A 19,711-nucleotide genomic window follows, 5' to 3' on the forward strand; every position below is an offset into this window, starting at 1 on the left:
TCGCAACTGCGAGCTCGGCATGCGCAAGTGGCGGAATAGGCAGACGCGCACGGTTCAGGTCCGTGTGCCCGTGAGGGCGTGGGGGTTCAACTCCCCCCTTGCGCACCACCATCAGACGGAGGCCCGGGTCATCGACCCGGGCCTTCGTCGTTCGTCCGGACGGCCGCCACGTCGATCCGCCGCGCCGGCCGCCGCGCCCGCTAGGCTGCCCCGCATGGAGCGGTTCCTCCGCGCGTTCGTCCTCCCGGGGCTCGGTGCGATCGGCGTGCTCGCCGTCGTCGGACGCGTCGTCCGGACCCTCGGCGGTGACGACCCCCGCGAGGACCGGATGGTGCGCGAGCTGCAGGCGTCGTTCGGACACCGGGCCGGCGAAGCCGACGACGATCCCGCGGCGTCGCGCGAGGCGCTCGACCGGGTGACCGGGCCGCTCTCCTGGTACTCCGGGGTGCCGCAGACGATCGCGAACGGCGCGCTGTGGTGGGCCGCGACGTGGTGGCTGACGCGCGATCGACGCGCCGCCGTCGCCCCCGCCGCGTCGCTCGCGCTCGCGACCACCTGCTTCGTGGCGGCCTCGGCGCTCGTCGGGCGACCGCGACCCCGCGACGTGTGGCGTCCGGAGCGGCCCCACGCGACGTCGTCCTTCCCCTCCGGCCACACCGGAGCGGCCGTCGCACTCCACACCACGCTCGCCGACCTGCTCGACCGGCACGAGGTCCGCGGCGCCGCGCTCCTCGGGCCGGTGCTGCGCTACGCGATCCCGGGGGCGATCGCGTTCTCGCGGATCTACCGCGGCCAGCACCACGTCTCCGACACGGTCGCGGGCGTCGTGCTCGGGCGCTGGAGCGCCGCGGTCGTGCAGCGGGAACTGCTCTCGCGGTAGCCGCGCCGCCGGCGCCGGCGAGTCGGGTCAGCCGACCGGCTCGAGCCGGAGGGTCGTCGCGGCGGCGTCCGGCCCGACGACCGTCGCCACGATCCGCGGCGGGTGCGCGGCGTACTTCGCTCGGTACGCGGCATCCAGCGCCTCGTGGGTCGCGGCGTCGGGGCCGGGAACGACGACGAAGCGCACGTCGTGCTCGACCCCGTCGGCGCGCACGCGGCCGGAACCGCTCGCCTTGGCACGGCGGTACCAGCCGTTGTCGGGTCCGTACGCCGAGCGGACGTAGAGGTCGTCGCCGACGCGCGCCGACCAGATCGTGACGTACTTCCGCAGCGAGCCGTCGGCCCGGCGCGACGTCACCTCGATCTCCTCGGCGTCGCCGATGCGTGCCAGTTGCCCGGCATCCCACGTGGTCATGGCGGCCCCTTCCGACGGTCCGATTCTCGACGAGTGATCGGCCCGCGGCAACGGTGGAGGATCGTCCCCGTTTCGTGATCGTCGCGGGCATCTCGCAGCCTCCCGTACCCGCCATGATGGTGCCATGCCCGATGAGCCCGTCGGCCGGGTCGCCCCTGCGCGTCCGGCCGCTCCCCTCCGTGCCGCGACGACCGATCCGAGGGCGGGCCGCACGCCGACGTCCTCACCCGCCCCCTTCGTCGTCGCATGAGCGCGACCGACAGGCGCGGGTGGGGAACCCGCTCGATCCGCCCGCTGCTCGCCGTCGTCGGTGTGCTGGTGACCGCCGCGATCCTGGCGTCCGCCGCGGGCGCCTCCGGCGCCCTCCTCGCCGATTCCCCTGAGTCCGCGAATGATCCGCTGTCGCTGGGCACGGCCGCCGACCGAGGCTGGAACTCGGCCGAGGCGCCGCCATCGGCCGACGCGCCGCCGCCGGCCGACGCGCCGCCCGGGCAGCCGACCGAGCCGGTCGACGCCTCGGGCGGTACGACGGTGGAGGACGGGGTCACCCGCTCGTCGACCTGGGTCGACGACGCGAGCCGTGGCATCCGCGTGCCCGCGGCCCTCCTCGAACGCCGTCTCAGCGCCGCGGTGATGAGCGTCACGCCGGCGGTGCCCACCGACATGCGCATCGGCGACGCAGGCTGCCCGACAGGCGAGGCGCCTCCGGTCGTCGAGACGGCGACACCCGTGCTTTCGGCGCGCGTCGTCATCGGGCGCGCCGGGCACGTCGCGCAGTTCGAGGTCGCGGGCACCGATGCACCTGCAGACGTGCGCTGGTCGAGCGGGTGGGTGCCCCCGTCGGATGATCGGAGTCGGTACGCGGTCGAAGTGCCGACGGGAGTCCTCGGCGAGGGCGATGACGCATCGTACGCGTGGCGTGTCCGTTCCGGTGACGGCGTCCGGACCTCCGCGTGGTCGGATTGGTGCGGATTCGCAACGGATGTCGCACCGCGGGCGCCTGTCATCACTCCCGTGACCGAACGGGTGGAGGCGATCTACGTCGCGGGCACCGAACCGTCGGGCGCAGTCGGCGCCGAGGGTGGCTTCGTGCTCGCCCCCGCGGGTTCGACCGACGTCGTCGCGTACGAGTACGACTTCGGCGGCGCGTCTGCGCCGACCACGGTCGAGGCGGACTCGGATGGCACCGCGACGGTGTCGCTCCGCCCGACCGAGGCGGGTGCGACGGTGCTCGCCGTGCTCGCCGTCGACCGGGCTGGCCACAGATCCGCACCTGCGGAGCACGCCTTCGTGGTCGCGGACGCGTCGTACGTCGCCGACGCGCCGTACGTGCCGTGGGGTCTGATGCTCGCCGACCCGTACCGATCCTCTTGCCTCACCGGAGAGGACCGCGACGTGATCAACTCGGGCACGCCACTTCTCTCGGCGATCGGCGGGCATCCCACCGGCGGCGTCGTGGAGGTGCGCTTCGAAGTCGCACCGGTGGGCGTTCCGGGCTCGCCCGTGTGGGCGAGCGGCTGGCTGACCGGCCGGATCTCCGGAGATTCGACGAGTACGAGGGTCCCGGTCGGCGCGCTGACCGCGGGCGAATCGTATTCGTGGCGCGCCGAGGCACGGTGGGGCGCCGTCTCCTCCGGGTGGTCCCCGCGGTGCGAGTTCGAGCTCGACGTCGTCGGGCCCGTCAAGCCGACGATGACGCCCATCACCGAGGGCGTCGAGACGATCTTCTACGACGGCATCGCGAGCGGCGAGATCGGCAAGGAGGGCCGCTTCCTCCTCGACACCGAATCGGACGACGTGGTGTCCTTCCGGGTCTCGACCAACGCGGGGACGCCGACGACCCTTCCTGCAGACCCGGACGGGAGGGCGATCTTCTCGTACACCCCGTCGAACTGGTACACGGTGCATGTGACCGTCCGTGCCATCGATCGCGCCGGCAACCTCTCGGTCGCGACCGAATACAGGATCGAGCCCGACGACACCCCCTGACGCCGCTCAGAGCAGCGTGGGATCGTCGCCGAGCGGTGCGATGAGCGCCGGGTCGTGCGGGTCGATGCGGCGGTGGTTGTTCACGCGCGGGTCGACCTCGTACTCGGAGATGGTCGGGGCGATCAGGTCGGACTGGGCGAGCAGGAAGTCCACCATGCCCCGGGCGTCGTCGGGCGACAGCCTCGCCGGGTCGAGGTAGTGGTCGACCGCGTCGAGCGGGAGGTACACCGGCATCCGGTCGTGGATCTCGCCCGACGCGTCGCGGGCCTCGCGCGTGATGATCGAGGCCGACACCTCCCAGGAGCCGTCCTCCAGCTTGCGGGCGGTCGAGATGCCCGCGGCGGCGAGCACCTCGCCCGTGCCGTGCAGGTAGTGGGCGCGCTTGCGGCCGGGTTCGCCCGTCCACTCGTAGTAGCCGCGCATGGGCACGATGCAGCGGCCGGCGGCGAACGCGCCCTTCCACAACCCGTTCGTGGCCACCGCCTCGATCCGGCTGTTGAACTGGGGCCGCTTCGAGTCCTTCATGAAGGCGGGGTGGAAGTCCCAGCGCGCCGGTTCGAGCCGTCGGACGAACTCGCCCGTGCCGGATGCGGGGCGCTCGCGGACGATCGGGATCGTGTCGGTCGGCGCCAGGCTGTAGGAGGGCCGCCAGTCGGCGAAGTCGTTCTCCGCGTCGAAGACCGCGGTGAGGTCGTCGGCCTGCTGCGAGACCACGAAACGTCCGCACATGTGAGCTCCTCGGGTCGGATGCCGCGAGCCTACGCCGACCCCCTGACGCGTCGCGGAACGAAGCCGAGGAATCCTCGTGAAGTCGTTGATGCGTGCGCATCGGATCGCGGATACGTTGGAGCCAGAGATCGCCCCCGGGGGGTCGCGTGCCGCACGACGTCGTGCGGCATCGCCGCGTTCTCCGAGGCTCGATCGCAACGAAGCGAGAGAGAGGGCACCACCACATGAGATCCGAACGACCCGTGCGCTGGCGCAGACGCGCCATCGCCGCAGCCGGCGCACTGCTGCTCGGCACGTCACTCGTCACCGCCACGGCCGCCTCGGCCGAGGACGACCCCCGGGTCGGCCTCGGAGCCGGCCTCTACGACGCCGAGATCGCCGCGAGCGGCGTCGACCTGCTCGAGAGCCTGCCGCTGCCGCAGGGATTCGTCATCAACTCCGACCTCGCGTTCACCGGCGACAAGGCCGTCGTCGGGAGCTTCTCGGGATTCCAGGTCTTCGACATCTCCGACCCCGCGGCGCCGGTGCTCGAGACCGCGTTCGTCTGCCCCGGCGGCCAGGGCGACGTCTCCATCCACGGCGACCTGATGTTCATGTCGGTCGAGGCCACCAGCGGCCGCATCGACTGCGGGACGCAGGGCGCAGGCGGAGCGGTCAACCTGGAGCGCTTCCGCGGCGTCCGCATCTTCGACATCAGCGACATCTCGAACCCCGTGCAGCTGCCGGGCGTGCAGACCTGCCGCGGTTCGCACACGCACACCATCGTCACCGACCCGGATGACGCGGAGAACGTGTACATCTACAACTCGGGCACGGCCGGCGTGCGCTCGCCGCTCGAGCTGCCGGGCTGCGAGAACGCGGCGCTGACGACCGACCCGGTCACGTCGGGCAACCCGACGCAGTGGCGCATCGATGTCATCAAGGTGCCGCTCGCGGCGCCGGAGACGGCGGCGATCGTGAGCCAGCCCCGCATCTTCACGGATGCCTCGACGGGGGCCTACAACGGCCTCCAGAACACGCTGCCGGGCACGGCCACCCACCCGAGCGGGACGACCTACTCGCCGACGCCGAACACCAACACGTGCCACGACGTCACCGCGTTCCCCGAGATCGGGCTCCTCGCCGGCGCCTGCCAGGGCAACGGCATCCTCGTCGACATCAGCGACCCGGTGAACCCGGTCCGCCTCGACGCGGTCGCCGACCCGAACTTCTCGTACTGGCACTCGGCCACGTTCAACAACGACGGCACGAAGGTCGTCTTCACCGACGAGTGGGGCGGCGGCGTGCAGGCGCGCTGCCAGGCCCAGTACGAGCCGGAGTGGGGCGCCAACGCCCTGTTCGACATCGTCGACGGCGAACTGCAGTTCGCGAGCTACTACAAGCTCCCGGCGCCGCAGACCGCCGCCGAGAACTGCGTCGCCCACAACGGGTCGATCATCCCGGTGCCGGGCCGCGACATCATGGTGCAGGCCTGGTACCAGGGCGGTGTGTCGATCTTCGACTTCACCGACACGGCGAACCCGGTCGAGGTGGCCTACCTCGACCGCGGCCCGATCAACCCGGCCGGGATCGTGCTCGGCGGGTACTGGTCGACGTACTGGTACAACGGCAACGTGCTCGGCAGCGAGATCGCGCGCGGCTTCGACAGCCTCGCGCTCTCGGAGACCGACATGATGTCGGCCAACGAGATCGCCGCCGCCGGCGAGATCCAGCTCGACGTGTTCAACGCGCAGACCCAGTCGATGCTCGTCCACGCGCCGAGCTACAACGTGGTCCGGTCGTACGTGGACCAGGCCGAGCGCAGCGGCGCGCTCTCGGGCGAACAGCTCGCGAAGGTCGCGAAGCTGATCGACAAGGCCGAGACGAGCGCCACCGGCAAGTCGGCCTCGGGTCTGCTGAAGGCCGCCGCGAGCGAGTCCGGCCTCCCGGCCGACTCCGACCTGGTGCAGGGCCTCACGGCTCTCGCCGCCAGCCTCCGCTGAGATCGAGCGGGGAGACCGGGTTCCGGTCTCCCCGCCCGAGCTCGAGGCCCCGGTCACCTCCACGGAGGTCCGGGGCCTCGCTCTGTCAGCTCCGGCTACGACCCGAGCTCGGCGAGCATCGACTGCATGCGTGCGATCTCGATGCCCTGGTCGCCCTCGACGTCGCGCGCGAACCGGTCGACCTCGAGTTCCATCCCGCCCCCGGCCGCCCGCAGGTCGGCGACCATCTCCAGCGCCCCGGCGTGATGCTGGATCATGTACTCGAGGAAGAGGCGTTCGAAGTCCTCGCCGGTCGCGGCTTCCAGCTCCGCGAGCTGCTCGTCGGTGAGCATGCCGGGCATCATCGCGGCGCCGTGGTCGGCGTGCTCGCCGCGCAGCGGGGTGCCGCGATCCTGCAGCCATCCGGCCATGAAGTCGACCTCGTCGTCCTGGCTGATCCGCATGCGCTCCGCGAGGAGCCGGAGGTCGCGATCGGTGGTCCGCTCGTCCACCCATCCCGTCATGGTGAGCGCCTGGTCGTGGTGCACGATCATCATCTGCATGAACGCGATGTCGGCGTCGGTGTGACCGGGCTGCTCGATGCCTCCGGCCTCTTCCGGCGAGAGCGTGCGGTTCGGTTCGCCCGGCGCCCCGAGCTGCACCACCGGGCCGGTCGACTGCGGCTGCTCAGACTGCGCCGGCGTGCACGCGGTGAGGCCGAGCGCGAGCAGGGCCACCGTGCCGAACGCGGAGCATCGCCGCAGTGCCGTCATGTCGCGTACCTCGTCTTCGTCGAAGGGCAGGAGCGACCGGGTCACGCGGATCACCCGCGATCCGGTCCGCCCTCCATTCAACTCGAATCCCACGCCGTCCGCGAATGGCCTGCGGGCATCCGACCGTGCATGATGAGCGCATGGCCTTCGGACTGCGCACCGACGTGCTGCGCCCCACCGGCACCGAGCGCGCGCAGCGCGTCACGTACGTCGAGCTGTTCTTCGACCTCGTGTTCGTGTTCGGCCTGACGCAGCTGGGCGCCTACCTCTACGAGAACCAGACGCCGCTCGGCGCCCTCGAGGGCGCGATCATGGTCGTCGCGCTGTGGTGGGCGTGGGTGTCGACCACGTGGGTCACCAACTGGCTCGACCCGGTCAAGCTGCCCGTGCGCATCACCGTGATCGCCCTGGCGTTCGTCGCGTTCATCATGAGCGGCTCGATCGTGCAGGCGTTCGGCGATCGGGCGTGGGTCTTCGCACTGACCTACATCACCCTGAAGCTCGGCCGGGCCGTCTTCATGGTGTGGTCCACCGCCCGGCACGACGAACGGGCCTCCCACGACTTCGCGAACGTGCTCGTCTGGGCCCTCCCCGGCGCCGGCCTGTGGATGGCCGGGGCGCTCCTTCCGCTCCCGTGGCAACTGCCGCTCTGGGCGGCCGCGCTCGGCCTCGAGCTCACCGGCAGTGTCCTCGGCTACCCGGTGCCGGGGCGCGGGCGCATGGAGATCGAGCGCTGGGACGTCTCGGGTGCGCACCTGGCGGAGCGCACGGCGCTGTTCGTGCTGATCGCCCTCGGCGAGGGCCTGCTCGTCACGGGGTTCGAGTTCGCCGGCAGCGACGCGACGGCGGCGAGCGTGACCGCGGTGATCGCGGCGTTCGTCGCGGCGGCGTCGTGCTGGTGGATCTACTTCGACCATGGTGAGCGGATCGGCTCCGAGGCGCTCGAGGCGGCGCGCGCGCCCGGCCGGATGGCCAGGACCGCGTACTCCTGGGTGCACCTGCTGGTCGTGGGTGGGATCGTGATGCTCGGCGTCGGCGACAAGGAGATGCTGGGGCACCCGTTCGAGCAGAGCATCGCCGCCGTGATCACGGTGCTCGGCGGGCCGATGCTGTTCCTCGTCGGCACGGTGCTCTTCCGACGCGTCCTCGAGGGACGATGGATGCGGGCCCAGCTCGCCGGGATCGGCGCGCTCCTCGTGTGCGTCGCGGTCGCGGCATGGCTCGACCCGCTGACGACGGGCTCGCTCGCGGCGCTCGTGCTCGCGGCCACGGCGGCCGGCGAGACCCTCGAACGGACGCGGCGGCGAGTCCCCCAGGGCGGGTGACCGCCGGGGCGCACGACCCGCCCGGAGCGATGCGCCTCAGCGCCCGCCGAACTCCTCCTGGTCGTCCTCGGGATCGGCGACCTGCTCCATGACGTACTCGGTGTCGTCCTCCCCAAGGCCCTCGGCCTCGAGCTCCTCCTCGTACTCGACCTCGGCCAGGCGGCCCTTGTCGAACGGCTCCTCGAGCGGGTCGATGAAGCTGGTCATGGCATCCCTCCCAACGCGCCGCGGCCCGGAGGTCGAGCCGGCGCATTCCACAGGCTAATGCGGGCAGCGCGGCCGCGGAACGGGTTGACGAGGATCAGCTCCGCGGCAGTGCCAGGATGCGCTCGAACGCGGCATCCGCCACCGGGTCGACGCGCCGCAGCTCGGGGTGGGCGTCGTGGAACGCGAGGATGCGGCGCGCCCCCTCGTCGAACGTGATCGTGGTCCGGAACTCGGGTACGAGGGCCCTGACCTTGGCGTTGTCGAAGACCATGGAGTGCGCCTTGTCGCCGAGGAGGCCCGGCCCCCAGTCCGGGTGCACCGCCGCGATGGTCTCGGATGCCACGTGCACGAACTCGGGATCGGCGACGCCCGCGGCATCCGCGAGCCAGCCGTAGATCTGGTTCCAGGTCGGCGCATGGTCGCCGGTGATGTGGAACGCGTCGCCGACGGCCATCGGGTTGCCGAGCAGCCCGACGAACGCGACGGCGAAATCCTCGTGGTGGGTGATCGTCCAGAGGCTCGTGCCGTCGCCGTGCACGACCACCGGCTTCCCGGCGCGCATGCGTGCGATGTCGGTCCAATGGCCGAGCGTGGGCAGCAGCGTGGCGTCGTAGGTGTGCGACGGGCGCACGATCGTCGCCGGGAACCCTCGATCGCGCACGGCTTCGACGAGCAGGTCCTCGCAGGCGATCTTGTCGCGCGAGTACTGCCACACCGGGTTCACGAGCGGCGTCGACTCGGTGACCGGCAGCCGGCTCGGCGGCGTCTGGTAGGCCGAGGCCGAGCTGATGAAGACGTACTGTCCGATGCGGCCCTCGAACAGGTCGAGGTCGGCCTGCACGTGGTCGGGGGTGAACGCGGTGAACTCGCAGACGACGTCGAACTCGAGCGGGTCGCCGCCCGCGTGCCCGAGTGCCTCGCGCACCGACGCGGCATCTCGGATGTCGCCGACCACCTGCCGCACGGCGTCCGGCAGCGGCCGCAGGGCGGACGAGCCGCCGCGGTTGAAGACGGTCACGTCGTGCCCCACCGCCACGGCGCGCGCGACGCAGGCCGAGCTGATGACGCCGCTGCCGCCGATGAACAGGATCCGCTTCGCGCTCATCCGCCCATGCTGCCACGCGCCTCCTTGGACGCGCGGTGCCCTATTCCGCCGCGCCGGCGGACCGGCCCGCCCAGGGGTCGTAGTCGGCGAGCAGCGGCCCCTGCTCGGGACGTTCCGCCTCGGGCACGTGCTGCAGGTTGATGCGGACGCGGTACCAGAGCGAGCTCGACCCGCGCATGCCGTCGAGCATCACGTCGGCGGGGGAGAGGTGCGCGACCACCTCCGGGTGGGCGTCCTTCCACCGCTCCAGCGCGTCGAGCGCCTCGGGCTTCGTCTCGGTGCGGGCGACCTCGACGAGCGGCATCCGCGACACCCGCCGGCCGGAGCCGTCGGACCCCGCGCCGCGCGGCGCCTTCTCCGCCGGTCCGAGCTCGGCCGCGAGCCGGAGCAGGCCCTCCAGGCCGCCGACCGCGTCGTCGAGCCCGGCATGCGCGTCGCCCCGCTCGGCGAACCGCTCGAGCACCGTGGCGACCGTGAACTCCTCCGGCCGGCGCGTGCGCACCTCTCCCCAATCCAGCGGCGTCGAGACGCGCGCGTCGGGCAGGGGCCTGACGGAGTAGGCGGAGGCCACGGTGCGGTCCTTCGCGTTCTGGTTGAAGTCGACGAACACGCTCTCGCCCCGCTCCTCCTTCCACCAGCGCGCGGTCGCCAGCCCGGGCGCGCGGCGCTCGACCTCGCGCGCGAGCGCCTCGGCGGCGAGCCGCACGTCGGCGTACTCCCACTCGGGCCGGATGCGGACGAGCAGGTGCAGGCCCCGCGACCCGGAGGTCTTCGGCCAGCCCACGAGCCCGTGGTCGTCGAGCACCTCGCGCGCCGCCATCGCGGCGTCGACGATCTGCGACCAGTCGACGCCGGGCATCGGATCGAGGTCGACGCGCAGCTCGTCGGGATGGTCGAGGTCCTCGGCGCGGACCGGGTGCGGGTTGAGGTCGAGGCAGCCGAGGTTCACGACCCACGCGAGCCCCGCGGCATCCCGGACGACGGCCTCCTCGGCCGACGTCCCGCGCGCGTACTGCAGTGTCGCGGTGTCGATGAAGTCCGGATGGTTCTCCGGCACGCGCTTCTGGAAGAACGGCTCGGCGCCGATCCCCTTCACGAACCGCTTCAGGACCATCGGCCGGCCGCCCGCACCGCGCAGCGCGCCCTCGGCGACGGCGACGTAGTAGTTCACGAGGTCGAGCTTGGTGAGGCCCGGCTCGGGGAAGACGACGCGGTCGGGGTGGCTCACCCGGACCGCGTGGCCCCCGATGTCGAGGACCTCCGCGTCATCCTTCCGGGCCGCCGCCACGACACCACACTACGAGGTGACGGATGCCGGGGCGAGGGGCTCGGCGCCGTCGCCCCCGGAACGACCGGGGTCGTCGTCTTCTCCGCCGGCGTCGTCCTCGGCGTCGTCGTCCGCCACCTCGTTCTCCTTCGCGGCTGGGAGCAGCTGCATCAGGATCGCCGCGGCGAAGCACCCGGCGCCGACGAGCGCGAGCAGGGAGCCGACGGGCGAGGCGTCGCCGATCGGCCCGCCGAACGTGGCCGCGAGCTCCTCGTCGATGCCGATGCCGGCCCACCACAGGAAGAAGCTCGTCGCGTGGATCAGCAGGAGGCCGCAGGTGACGACGAAATGGGCGTTGACGGTCCCCCCGCGCAGCCCGACGAGTGCGGCGGCGGCGCCCACGACGGTGGCCAGCGCGGCGATCGCGGCCCAGGCCGCCGGCCCGCCGTCGACCCCGCCCGGGGCGTCGGCCAGGACCAGGTAGATCTGGGCGATGTCGAGCGCCTCCACGCGCGCCACCGGGTTCCACAGCAGCAGGTGCAGCAGGCCGAGCACGATGACGACCAGGTTCGCTGCGGAGAGCACGGCGACCGCGACGACGCCTCCGCGCGGATGCGGGTCGTCGCCGCGGTGCTCGGTCACCCCGTAGACGATCAGGGCGTACCCGCCGACGGCGGCCGCGAGTGCGATGAGGATGAGGAACGGCGACCGGGCCGATCCGGACACCTGGACGAGGATCGGCGCGGCGATGGCCACCCCGACCGCGAGCCCGCGCCGCCACCCCGCGACCCGGTCGCCGGCGGTCAGCGCCAGCGCGGCGCCGATCGGCAGCGCGATCCACACGGCGACGAACTCGAGCACGTGCGACGCGGTCGCGACGATCGCACGCCACGCCGGCGAGGCCAGCCCCGGCACGGTGAGGTCGACCGACACGCTCGTCGCCGCGAGGATCACCGCCACCGCGAGGAACGACACGCCCGCGCGAGCGTGACGACCCGCGAACGGGGAGTGTCGCGGCAGCCGGGCCATGACGACCTCTTCTCGTGCGCGGCAACGAGTGCCGTTGATCCCAGAGTGGCACGGATGCCGCCTGCACGGAACCGCCCCCCGCCGCTCGGGGGACCTTCGCCCCGGTTCGGGCGCAGGGCCGGACGGAGCATGGGATCGAGGCACGACCGAGGAGGCGGACATGTCCGACCGGTACACCGACGACGAGGTGAAGATGTGGGTCGAGGAGGAGCTCGACTGGACCCCGGGCCTGGACTGGGCGGGCATCGGAGTCTCCGTGGAGGACGGTGCCGTGCGGCTCACCGGTGGGGTGGCGAACCTGGCCGAGCGCGCCGACGCGATCCGGGCCGCCGAGCGGGTCAGGGGCGTGACCACGGTCATCGACGACCTCGAGGTGGCGGTCGCCGGGGACCGCGAGCCCGACGAGGCGGACATCGCACGCGCGGTGCAACGGGAGGTGTCGTGGGTCGGCTCGGATCCGAACTCGGTCCGCGCCGAGGTGCGCGGCCACCGGGTCCTGCTGACCGGGGAGGTCGAGTACAACTTCCAGCGCGACGGGGTGCGCTCGGCCGTCAGCCGCATCCCCGGGGTGCGCTCCGTCGAGAGCCGGATCGCCCTGAAGCGCCGGCCCTCGGCCGAGGACACGGCCGAGCGGATCCGGCGGGCGCTGGTCCGGCATGCGGTCGTGGACGCCAACCACGTCGACGTCAGCGCCGACGGCACGACCGTGAAGCTGACCGGCTGGGTGTCGTCGTACCTCGAACGGTCGCAGGCGGAGCAGGCGGCGTGGGCGTCGCCGCACGTCGAGCACGTCGAGAACCACCTCGCGGTGATGCCCCAGGCATGATCCGGGGAGCGTGCGGCCCGGCCGTTCGGGGGACCGGCCGGGCCGTCTCCCGGACGCGTGCGGTCAGGTCCGCATCGCGACGCGCATCCGGTCCATCGGCAGGGCGGGGATGTGCCGGAGGCTGATGCGCAGGTCCTGGTCGGGGACCGAGAAGGGCCGGCGGGCGACGAGTTGCGCGAAGCGCGCCGTCAGCGCGATCGTCGCGGCCTCGCCGGGGCAGCGGTGCCCGGTCGCGACCTCCCCGGCCCCCTGGGCGACGAGCGTGTTCGGGTCGCCGGACCAGCCCTCGAACCGCTCGGGGAGGAAGCGGCCGGGTTCGTCCCAGCTGCGCGGGTCGTGGTTCGTCGCGTACAGGTCGAGGATGGCGCGCTCGCCCGGCGCGAACTCGCGGCCCCGCCATTCGAACGGACGCTGCACGGTGCCGGCGATCAGCGGGAAGAACGGGTAGAACCGGCGCACCTCGTTCGCGAGCCGGGCCGCCGCATCGGCGTCGGACTCGACGATCGCGTGCCACTGCGGGTGCGTGTGCATGGCGTGCACCGTGAAGACGAGGAAGCGGCTCACCGCGACGACGGGGCGCAGCAGGTTCAGCACCTCGACGGCGGCGACCTCCTCGGGCAGGGGGGCGCCGTGCTCGTCGGAGCCGTCCGCGATGACGCGGACGGCGGCGTCGGGGTCCGCGTGCACGGTCCCGGCGCGGACGTCGGCGACGAGCCCGGCCGCCCAGTCCTCGGCATGGCGGCGGCGTACGCGCGCGGCCCAGTTGACCGGTCCGACCGTGCTCGCGGCGTCCACCATCGCGGCCAACCGGCCCGCGAGGTCCCGGTCGTCGACGCGGTCGGCCGGCACGCCCGCCCACGCGAGCCCGGCGCGCGTGAGCGCCAGGTTGGCGACGTCGTAGAGCGGCACCTCGTGCCCCGCGTGCTCGGCCCGCACGCGTCGCCATTCGAGTTCGAACGCGGCGACGAGCCGCGCCACGCTCGCGTCGTCGAGCATGCGCATGAACATCGACTTGCGGTGCCGGTGCGCCGGTCCCTCGAGCGCCTGCACGCTGCCCACGTCCTGCAGGAGGTGCTGCACGGACGACGGCATCGCGCGCTCGCGCGAGAAGCGGTCGCCCTCGTAGAAGACGGATGCGGCCTCGCGGCCGTGCATCACGACGGCGCGCGTCCCGGCCAGCCGTGCCTCGAACGCGTCGCTGTCGAGCTTCCGGAACCGGCGGGTGCCGTAGAGGTACCCGTTCTTCAGGAACGCCAGCGTGTCGTCGGGGGCGGGTGAGCGGGGGATCACGGTAGGGGTGTCGCTCATCGTTCCACGGTAGGGCGCGCACGGCGGGCACGGGCAAGGGGCTTGACGCGTGTCCCGCAACGCGCCGTCGCCGGCCGCGTCAGCCCGGCGGCATCCGCAGGGCCGATGCGCCGCGCTCGAACGCCTCCCGCACACCGTCCCACAGCCGCCGGTCGACCGCGAGGCGGGCCGAGGCCCCGAAGAGGATGTCGCCCGCGAGGGCCGGTTCGGTCTCGGCCAGCTCGGCCGCGAGGCGCGTCGCGGCGACGTGGTCGCGCTCGGCGCGGGATGCCGGCGCCTCGCTCAGCTCGGTCGCCGCGAGGTGGCCGACGATCGCGCCGCGCCACCGGCGGTGCAGCCCGAACAGCGACATGACGTTCATCGAGGTGAACACCCGGGCGGGGACGTGGTCGGCGTACGCGCCGTAGCGGTCGTCGAGCCCGACCGCCCGCAGGGTCGCCGCGAAGCCCGCCGAGCGGTTCCGGCCGGGCCGGCCCACACCGTATCGAGCGGCCTGGATCTCGACCAGGTCGAGCTTGGCCGTGCCGTGGAGGCGGGGGACGGCCCAGATGTGCGGGTCGGCCTCCCGCGGCACGACGATGGAGCGGCAGACGAGGACCTCGCGGACCTGCTCGGCGGTCGCCTCCTCCTCGAGGTACCGCGACAGCCTCGCGTCGCGGTCGCGCTCGACCAGCGCGACCAGCGCCTCGGGCATGCCGTCCGCCGGGTCCGGCGCCGGCTGCGGCACCGTCAGCCGCAGGGCGAGCTCGAAGGCCCGCTCGAGCTCCACGCGCACCTGCAGCAGCCGCGGCTCCCATTCCCATGCGTCGGGCACGTCGGCGATGCCGCCGTAATGCAGTTCGTAGAGGAGGAAGAGCGCGAGCTGGATGTCGTCGTCGTCGAGCACGTCGCGCGTGCGCGCCAGCGCCCCGGTCGCACTCGCATCGACGAGGTCGAGACCGGCGAGCCGCTGGTGCGTCATCGTCCGCAGCAGCGCGGCGCTCAACGGACCACGCGGCTCCGGCGGCGCCATCGGGCGCAGGGGGTCGGATGCCGCGGAGCCGGGGGGATCCCGGTCCGGCCCGACCGGCGTCGGAGCGTCCGCCAGCGACACGTTGCGCCTCCTCGCTGCGTGGTACCCCTCACGGTACTCCCGGCCGGCGAGATGGGCGGGGGGTTGACGCGGCGGGGCCGGGATCGCCCCGCTCAGTCGACGGCGGGCGGCGGGACGGCCGACGCGAGGGCGCGCTCGAGGTCGTGCACCAGGTCGTCGGTGTGCTCGAGCCCGACCGAGAGCCGCACGAGCCCCTCGGGGATGGTCGGCGCCTCGGCCGACCACCGACGACGGCGTTCGAGCGTGGACTCGACCCCGCCGAGGCTCGTGGCGTGCAGCCACACGCGGGTGGCGTCGGCGACCCGCTCCGCGGCATCCGCGCCGCCCCGCACGACGATCGACACGATGGTGCCGAACCCGGGGTAGCGCACCTCCTCCAGCGCGGGGTGGCCCTCGATCGCGGCGACGATCGCCTTCGCGTTGGACTGCATGCGCTCGAGGCGGACGGGCAGCGTGCGCAGCCCGCGGAGCGCGAGGTAGGCCTCGAACGCGCCGGGGATCGCGCCGTTGAGGCGGCGGCGCTGCTCGACGCGGTCGAGCAGCGCGTCGTCGCGGCCGATGACGGCGCCCATCAGCACGTCGCTGTGGCCGGCGATCGACTTGGTCGCCGAGTGCACCGAGAGGTCGGCGCCGTGATCGAGCGGACGCTGCAGCAGCGGCCCGGCGAACGTGTTGTCGACGCCGAACAGGGCGCCGGCCCCACGCGCGGCCCGTCCGATCCCCCCGAGGTCGCCGACCTCGAGCGCGGGGTTGGTCGGCGATTCGATCCACACGAGGTCGGCCCCGGTCGCGGCATCCGCCACCTGCCGGGTGTCGCGCACGTCGACCCAGCGCACCTCGATGTCGCGGCCGGCCGCGACGTCGGCCAGCTGCCCGACCGTGCCGGTGTACGAGTGCCGGGGCGCCACGATCACCCCGCGCGAGGGTACGAGGTCGAAGACGGCGGCGATGGCGGCGTTGCCCGAGGCGAACGAGACGCAGCGACCGCCCTCGAGTGCGCCGAGGGCCTCCTCGAACGCCGTCCAGGACGGATTCCCGTACCGGCCGTAGGCGACCGGCCCGCCGGCGGCGTACGTCGACGTGAGGTGCACGGGCGTGTTCAGCGGGGCGTCGGGCGTGCGATCGGGCCGTCCGGCGTGGATCGCCACCGTGTCGGGGTGGAGCTCGCTGCGATCGTGGTCGTGCGTCATGTGGTGTCTCCTCGGCTGGATGCCTCGATCATGCCGCAGTCGCGTGCCGGGCGGCACCGCCCCGGGCGCTCGGCGGATCGACGGCGGGAGGGCGCACACTGGGATGGTGACCCCCGACCACGCGATCGACTGGCGCGCCCCGCACGAGACCGACGTCGCGCAGACGCTCGGCCCGCTGCGCCGGGGTCCCGGAGACCCCGCGTTCGGCGTCGGCCCGGACGGCGCGGTCTGGCGGACGACGCTGACCGACGCCGGCGCGGCGACCCTGCGCGTGCGGCAGCTCGGCCGCGACCGGGTGCGCGTGGAGGCGTGGGGTCCCGGTGCCGAGGCGGCGATCGCGCTCGCGCCGTCCATGCTGGGCGAGCGCGACGACACGTCGGGGTTCGCGCCGGGCCTTCCGCTGCTCGCCGAGGCGCACCGCCGCCATCCCGGGCTGAGGGTGCCGCGCACCGCGCGCGTGATGGAGGCGCTCGTGCCGGCCGTCCTCGAGCAGAAGGTGATCTCGCTGCAGGCGCACGCGGCGTGGCGTCGGCTGCTGCTGCGGTTCGGGTCGGCCGCGCCGGGCCCGACGCCCCGGCCGATGCGCGTCGTGCCGTCGGCGAGCGGATGGCGCGCCATCCCGTCGTGGGAGTGGCATCGCGCCGGCGTCGACCCGCGGCGCGCCGCGACCGTGCAGCGGGTCGCCGTGTACGCCGAGCGGATCGAGGAGGCGGCCGGGCTGAGCCCGGCCGAGGCGACCTCGCGCCTCACGCACTTCGCGGGCATCGGCGTCTGGACCGCCGCCGAGGTCGCGCAGCGCGCCTTCGGCGACCCGGACGCGGTGTCGGTCGGCGACTACCACGTCTCGAACTACGTGGGCCACGCGCTGTACGGGCGCGACATGACCGACGACGAGATGCTCGTGGCGCTGGAGCCGTGGGCGGGGCAGCGGTACCGGGTCATCCGGCTCCTGATGGCCGCGGGGGTGCCGGGTCGGCCGCGCCGCGGGCCGCGGATGTCGTTCGTCGACCACCGCTCGCGCTGAGCCGTCTCCCTGCTCCGGCCGGTCAGTCAGCGCGAGGCGGTCACGTCGAGCAACTGCGAGAGCTCGCCGAGCGCGCCGGGCACGAGCCGGTAGTAGGCCCAGGTGCCGCGCTTGCTGCGCGTGAGGAAGCCGGCCTCCATGAGGATGCGCAGGTGGTGGGACACGGTCGGCTGGCTGAGGCCGACGGGCTCGACGAGGTCGCAGACGCAGGCCTCCTCGCCCTCGGAGGCGGCGACGATCGAGACGAGGCGGAGCCGGGTCGGGTCGGCGAGGGCCTTGAGCTTGCGGGCGAGGAGGTCGGCCTGGTCGGGCTCGATGGTCTCTCGCGTGAGCGGGGCGCAGCAGGCGGCGCTCGCGGTGTCGGCGAGGGGGAGCAGCTGCGTGGCGGTGGTCATGGCGACATCCTACGCCGAATATTGACAAACGTCGATGGATGGAGGACCGTACATATCGAAGTTCATCGATATCTCGGAGGAGCGACCCGACCATGACCCTGACCGACCTCGCCGCACCGGCCACACGCGACCGCGCGCTCGACACACCGCCCGTCGCGATCATCGGCGCCGGGCCGGTCGGCCTCGCGGCGGCGGCGAACCTCGTCGAGCGCGGCCTCGACTTCGTGATCTACGAGGCCGGCGACGAGATCGCGAGCTCGATCCGCCGCTGGGGGCACACCCGGCTCTTCTCGCCGTGGAAGCTCGTCGTCGACCCCGCGTCGCGCCGCCTCCTCGAGGCGAGCGGCTGGGCGCCGCCCGCCCCGGAGTCGCTGCCCACGGGCGCCGAGCTCGTCGAGCGGTACCTCGAGCCGCTCGCGGCGCTCGCCCCCATCGCCTCGCGGATCCGTACGGGCGTGCGCGTCGAGGCGGTCACGCGGCGGGGGATGGACCGCACCCGGACCACCGACCGCGCCACGACGCCGTTCCTGCTCCGGGTGCGGACGGCCGACGGGGTCGAGGAGTCGACGGCGCGCGCGGTGATCGACGCGTCCGGCACGTACGACCAGCCGAACCCGCTCGCCTCGTCCGGCCTCGACCCGCTCGGGTTCGACGAGGTCGCCGACCGCGTCGTGCACGCGCTGCCCGACGTCCTGGGTCGCGACCGGCCGCGCTTCGCGGGGCGCCACACGACCGTGGTCGGTGCCGGCCACTCCGCCGCGAACACCCTGCTCGCACTCGCGTCGCTCGCCGAGGCCGAGCCGGGCACCCGGGTCACCTGGCTGATCCGCAACGCGACCGCGGTCCGCGTCACGACCTCGGAGGACGACGAGCTCACGGCGAGGGCCACGATCGGGCGTCGCGTCGATCGCCTCGTGGCCTCGGGCCGGATCGAGCTGGTGGATCGCTTCGAGACGGTGCGGCTCGGCCGGACCGACCACGGCGTGCGCCTGCACGGCCTGCGCGACGGCGAGCCGGTCGAGCACGAGACCGACCTGGTGGTGAACGCGACCGGCTTCCGCCCCGACCTCGACATGCTGCGCGAGGTGCGCCTCGACGTCGACGAGATCGTGCAGGCGCCGCGGCGCCTCGCCCCGCTCATCGACCCCAACGTGCACACGTGCGGAACGGTCGAGCCGCACGGCTTCGCCGAGCTCGAGCACCCGGAGCCCGGATTCTTCCTCGTCGGCATGAAGAGCTACGGGCGGGCGCCGACGTTCCTGCTCGCGACCGGGTACGAGCAGGTCCGCTCGATCACCGCATGGATCGCCGGGGACGACGTGGCGGCCCGTGACGTGCGGCTCGTCCTGCCAGCCACCGGCGTGTGCTCGACGAGCCTGCCGGCGGATGGCGCGGATGCCGCGACCTGCGCGGTGGCTCCCGCCGGGCCGGCGACGCCGCAGGAGATGACTCCGGCGGCGGCCTCCGGCTGCTGCGGCTGATGATCCGTTGCGAATAGGAAGATATCTTCCTAAAGTGGTCGGTGCCCTGCCGTTCCCGACCCACGAGAGGCCCGACATGCCCGATCAGCACCTTTCCGACCCCGATTCCCCGCAGGCGACGGCGGCCCCGTCCCGGCGGCTCCCCGCTGCGCTCGTCGCCGGCTCCGCCGCCGTGCTGACCGCCGGCATCGTCGGCCTCGCGGTCTGGGCCGGCAGCCCGACCGGATCGACCGCATCGGACGGTGAGGGCGACGGAGCCGCGGCATCCGAGACGGTCGCCACCCTCGCCGCGCCGGTGAGCGCCTCACCCGTCCCCTCGGCGTCGGCCGAGCCGGTCGCCGAGGCCGAACCGGCCGCCGACGAGTCCGTCGACCCGGTGTACGACGCCTCCACCGACCTCTCGACGATCCCGCGTCCGCCCGCCGACTGGTCGGAGGAGCAACGACGCAACGCCGAGATCTGGCTGGAGCAGGCGGGCATCATCGCCGACTGCATGCTCGAGCAGGGATTCGACTACACGTTCACGCCGTACTGGATGCTCACGCCCGGCCCCATCGACACCGCCGCGCCGGCGTTCGATGCGGAGTGGTACGCGCTCTGGGGGCGCAACGAGGGGAGCGGCGACGACTACGACTGGCGCGACGCCGGATGCCACGGGTACGCCGTGCACGTCACGGGGATGTACGACGCCAACTGACGCAGCGGTTCGAGGCGC

Annotated in this window: 19 protein-coding genes and 1 tRNA gene; 9 read left to right on the forward strand and 11 right to left on the reverse strand. The window is 73.2% G+C overall.

Translation table 11 applies throughout. The annotated features are described in order from the left end of the window. The first annotated feature begins 21 nt into the window (after window positions 1-21). Window positions 22-108 (forward strand) — tRNA-Leu (locus ACUY4T_RS05855). 106 nt (window positions 109-214) lie between these two features. Beyond that, the gene (locus ACUY4T_RS05860) at window positions 215-880 is read left to right on the forward strand and encodes a phosphatase PAP2 family protein (RefSeq protein WP_446017968.1); all 666 of its coding nucleotides are present in this window, start codon (window positions 215-217) and stop codon (window positions 878-880) included. Window positions 881-907: 27 nt separating this feature from the next. Here the strand turns inward: ACUY4T_RS05860 and ACUY4T_RS05865 are convergent, their stop codons facing one another. Then, window positions 908-1,294, reverse strand: a complete 387-nt coding sequence (locus ACUY4T_RS05865) for a DUF2255 family protein (protein WP_446017969.1) — start codon at window positions 1,292-1,294, stop codon at window positions 908-910. A 246-nt stretch (window positions 1,295-1,540) separates the two neighbouring features. Here ACUY4T_RS05865 and ACUY4T_RS05870 point away from each other — a divergent pair, with 246 nt between their 5' ends. After that, a complete protein-coding gene (locus tag ACUY4T_RS05870) occupies window positions 1,541-3,283 on the forward strand; it encodes a hypothetical protein (RefSeq protein ID WP_446017970.1) in 1,743 nt (580 codons plus the stop codon). Window positions 3,284-3,289: 6 nt separating this feature from the next. On the opposite strand, the gene ACUY4T_RS05875 is transcribed toward ACUY4T_RS05870, so the two are convergent. After that, entirely contained in the window at window positions 3,290-4,012 is a 723-nt protein-coding gene (locus tag ACUY4T_RS05875; RefSeq protein ID WP_446017971.1) for an SOS response-associated peptidase, read from the reverse strand. 224 nt (window positions 4,013-4,236) lie between these two features. Here ACUY4T_RS05875 and ACUY4T_RS05880 point away from each other — a divergent pair, with 224 nt between their 5' ends. Continuing rightward, window positions 4,237-5,994 carry an LVIVD repeat-containing protein gene (locus tag ACUY4T_RS05880; RefSeq protein WP_446017972.1) on the forward strand — a complete coding sequence of 586 codons (1,758 nt, stop codon included), beginning with the start codon at window positions 4,237-4,239 and terminating at the stop codon, window positions 5,992-5,994. A gap of 95 nt (window positions 5,995-6,089) precedes the next feature. On the opposite strand, the gene ACUY4T_RS05885 is transcribed toward ACUY4T_RS05880, so the two are convergent. Beyond that, a complete protein-coding gene (locus tag ACUY4T_RS05885) occupies window positions 6,090-6,791 on the reverse strand; it encodes a DUF305 domain-containing protein (protein ID WP_446017973.1) in 702 nt (233 codons plus the stop codon). A 95-nt stretch (window positions 6,792-6,886) separates the two neighbouring features. Between ACUY4T_RS05885 and ACUY4T_RS05890 the strand changes: the two genes are divergently transcribed. Further along, window positions 6,887-8,071 (forward strand): low temperature requirement protein A, encoded by a 1,185-nt coding sequence (locus tag ACUY4T_RS05890; protein ID WP_446017974.1) that lies wholly within the window; start codon window positions 6,887-6,889, stop codon window positions 8,069-8,071. A gap of 36 nt (window positions 8,072-8,107) precedes the next feature. Here ACUY4T_RS05890 and ACUY4T_RS05895 read toward each other — a convergent pair whose 3' ends face one another. The 4 genes from ACUY4T_RS05895 to ACUY4T_RS05910 all read right to left on the reverse strand — a co-directional run bounded on the left by ACUY4T_RS05895 (window position 8,108) and on the right by ACUY4T_RS05910 (window position 11,679). Further along, the gene (locus ACUY4T_RS05895) at window positions 8,108-8,278 is read right to left on the reverse strand and encodes a hypothetical protein (protein WP_446017975.1); all 171 of its coding nucleotides are present in this window, start codon (window positions 8,276-8,278) and stop codon (window positions 8,108-8,110) included. 94 nt (window positions 8,279-8,372) lie between these two features. Further along, window positions 8,373-9,383, reverse strand: a complete 1,011-nt coding sequence (locus tag ACUY4T_RS05900; RefSeq protein WP_446017976.1) for an SDR family oxidoreductase — start codon at window positions 9,381-9,383, stop codon at window positions 8,373-8,375. A 40-nt stretch (window positions 9,384-9,423) separates the two neighbouring features. Further along, window positions 9,424-10,671: a non-homologous end-joining DNA ligase gene (gene ligD, locus ACUY4T_RS05905; protein WP_446017977.1), complete on the reverse strand. Its 1,248-nt coding sequence runs from the start codon at window positions 10,669-10,671 to the stop codon at window positions 9,424-9,426. 9 nt (window positions 10,672-10,680) lie between these two features. Then, complete coding sequence (locus tag ACUY4T_RS05910; protein ID WP_446017978.1) at window positions 10,681-11,679, reverse strand: hypothetical protein; 999 nt, start codon at window positions 11,677-11,679, stop codon at window positions 10,681-10,683. Window positions 11,680-11,839: 160 nt separating this feature from the next. Between ACUY4T_RS05910 and ACUY4T_RS05915 the strand changes: the two genes are divergently transcribed. Then, window positions 11,840-12,505 carry a BON domain-containing protein gene (locus ACUY4T_RS05915; protein WP_446017979.1) on the forward strand — a complete coding sequence of 222 codons (666 nt, stop codon included), beginning with the start codon at window positions 11,840-11,842 and terminating at the stop codon, window positions 12,503-12,505. Window positions 12,506-12,568: 63 nt separating this feature from the next. Here ACUY4T_RS05915 and ACUY4T_RS05920 read toward each other — a convergent pair whose 3' ends face one another. The 3 genes from ACUY4T_RS05920 to ACUY4T_RS05930 form a co-directional block, all read right to left on the reverse strand. Beyond that, window positions 12,569-13,813, reverse strand: coding sequence for a cytochrome P450 (locus tag ACUY4T_RS05920; RefSeq protein WP_446017980.1), 1,245 nt, complete (start codon window positions 13,811-13,813; stop codon window positions 12,569-12,571). Window positions 13,814-13,892: 79 nt separating this feature from the next. Beyond that, window positions 13,893-14,906 (reverse strand): iron-containing redox enzyme family protein, encoded by a 1,014-nt coding sequence (locus ACUY4T_RS05925; RefSeq protein WP_446017981.1) that lies wholly within the window; start codon window positions 14,904-14,906, stop codon window positions 13,893-13,895. Between the two features lie 92 nt (window positions 14,907-14,998). Beyond that, window positions 14,999-16,096, reverse strand: a complete 1,098-nt coding sequence (locus tag ACUY4T_RS05930; protein WP_446017982.1) for a trans-sulfuration enzyme family protein — start codon at window positions 16,094-16,096, stop codon at window positions 14,999-15,001. A 103-nt stretch (window positions 16,097-16,199) separates the two neighbouring features. On the opposite strand from ACUY4T_RS05930, the gene ACUY4T_RS05935 reads away from it, so the two are divergent. Beyond that, entirely contained in the window at window positions 16,200-17,120 is a 921-nt protein-coding gene (locus ACUY4T_RS05935) for a DNA-3-methyladenine glycosylase family protein (RefSeq protein WP_446017983.1), read from the forward strand. A 26-nt stretch (window positions 17,121-17,146) separates the two neighbouring features. On the opposite strand, the gene ACUY4T_RS05940 is transcribed toward ACUY4T_RS05935, so the two are convergent. Then, complete coding sequence (locus ACUY4T_RS05940) at window positions 17,147-17,515, reverse strand: metalloregulator ArsR/SmtB family transcription factor (protein ID WP_446017984.1); 369 nt, start codon at window positions 17,513-17,515, stop codon at window positions 17,147-17,149. 92 nt (window positions 17,516-17,607) lie between these two features. On the opposite strand from ACUY4T_RS05940, the gene ACUY4T_RS05945 reads away from it, so the two are divergent. Together ACUY4T_RS05945 and ACUY4T_RS05950 are read left to right on the forward strand one after the other, a co-directional pair. Then, entirely contained in the window at window positions 17,608-18,996 is a 1,389-nt protein-coding gene (locus ACUY4T_RS05945; protein ID WP_446017985.1) for an NAD(P)-binding domain-containing protein, read from the forward strand. 76 nt (window positions 18,997-19,072) lie between these two features. Continuing rightward, window positions 19,073-19,693, forward strand: a complete 621-nt coding sequence (locus tag ACUY4T_RS05950) for a hypothetical protein (protein WP_446017986.1) — start codon at window positions 19,073-19,075, stop codon at window positions 19,691-19,693. Window positions 19,694-19,711: the final 18 nt, after the last annotated feature.

Source organism: Agromyces arachidis, from assembly GCF_052805135.1.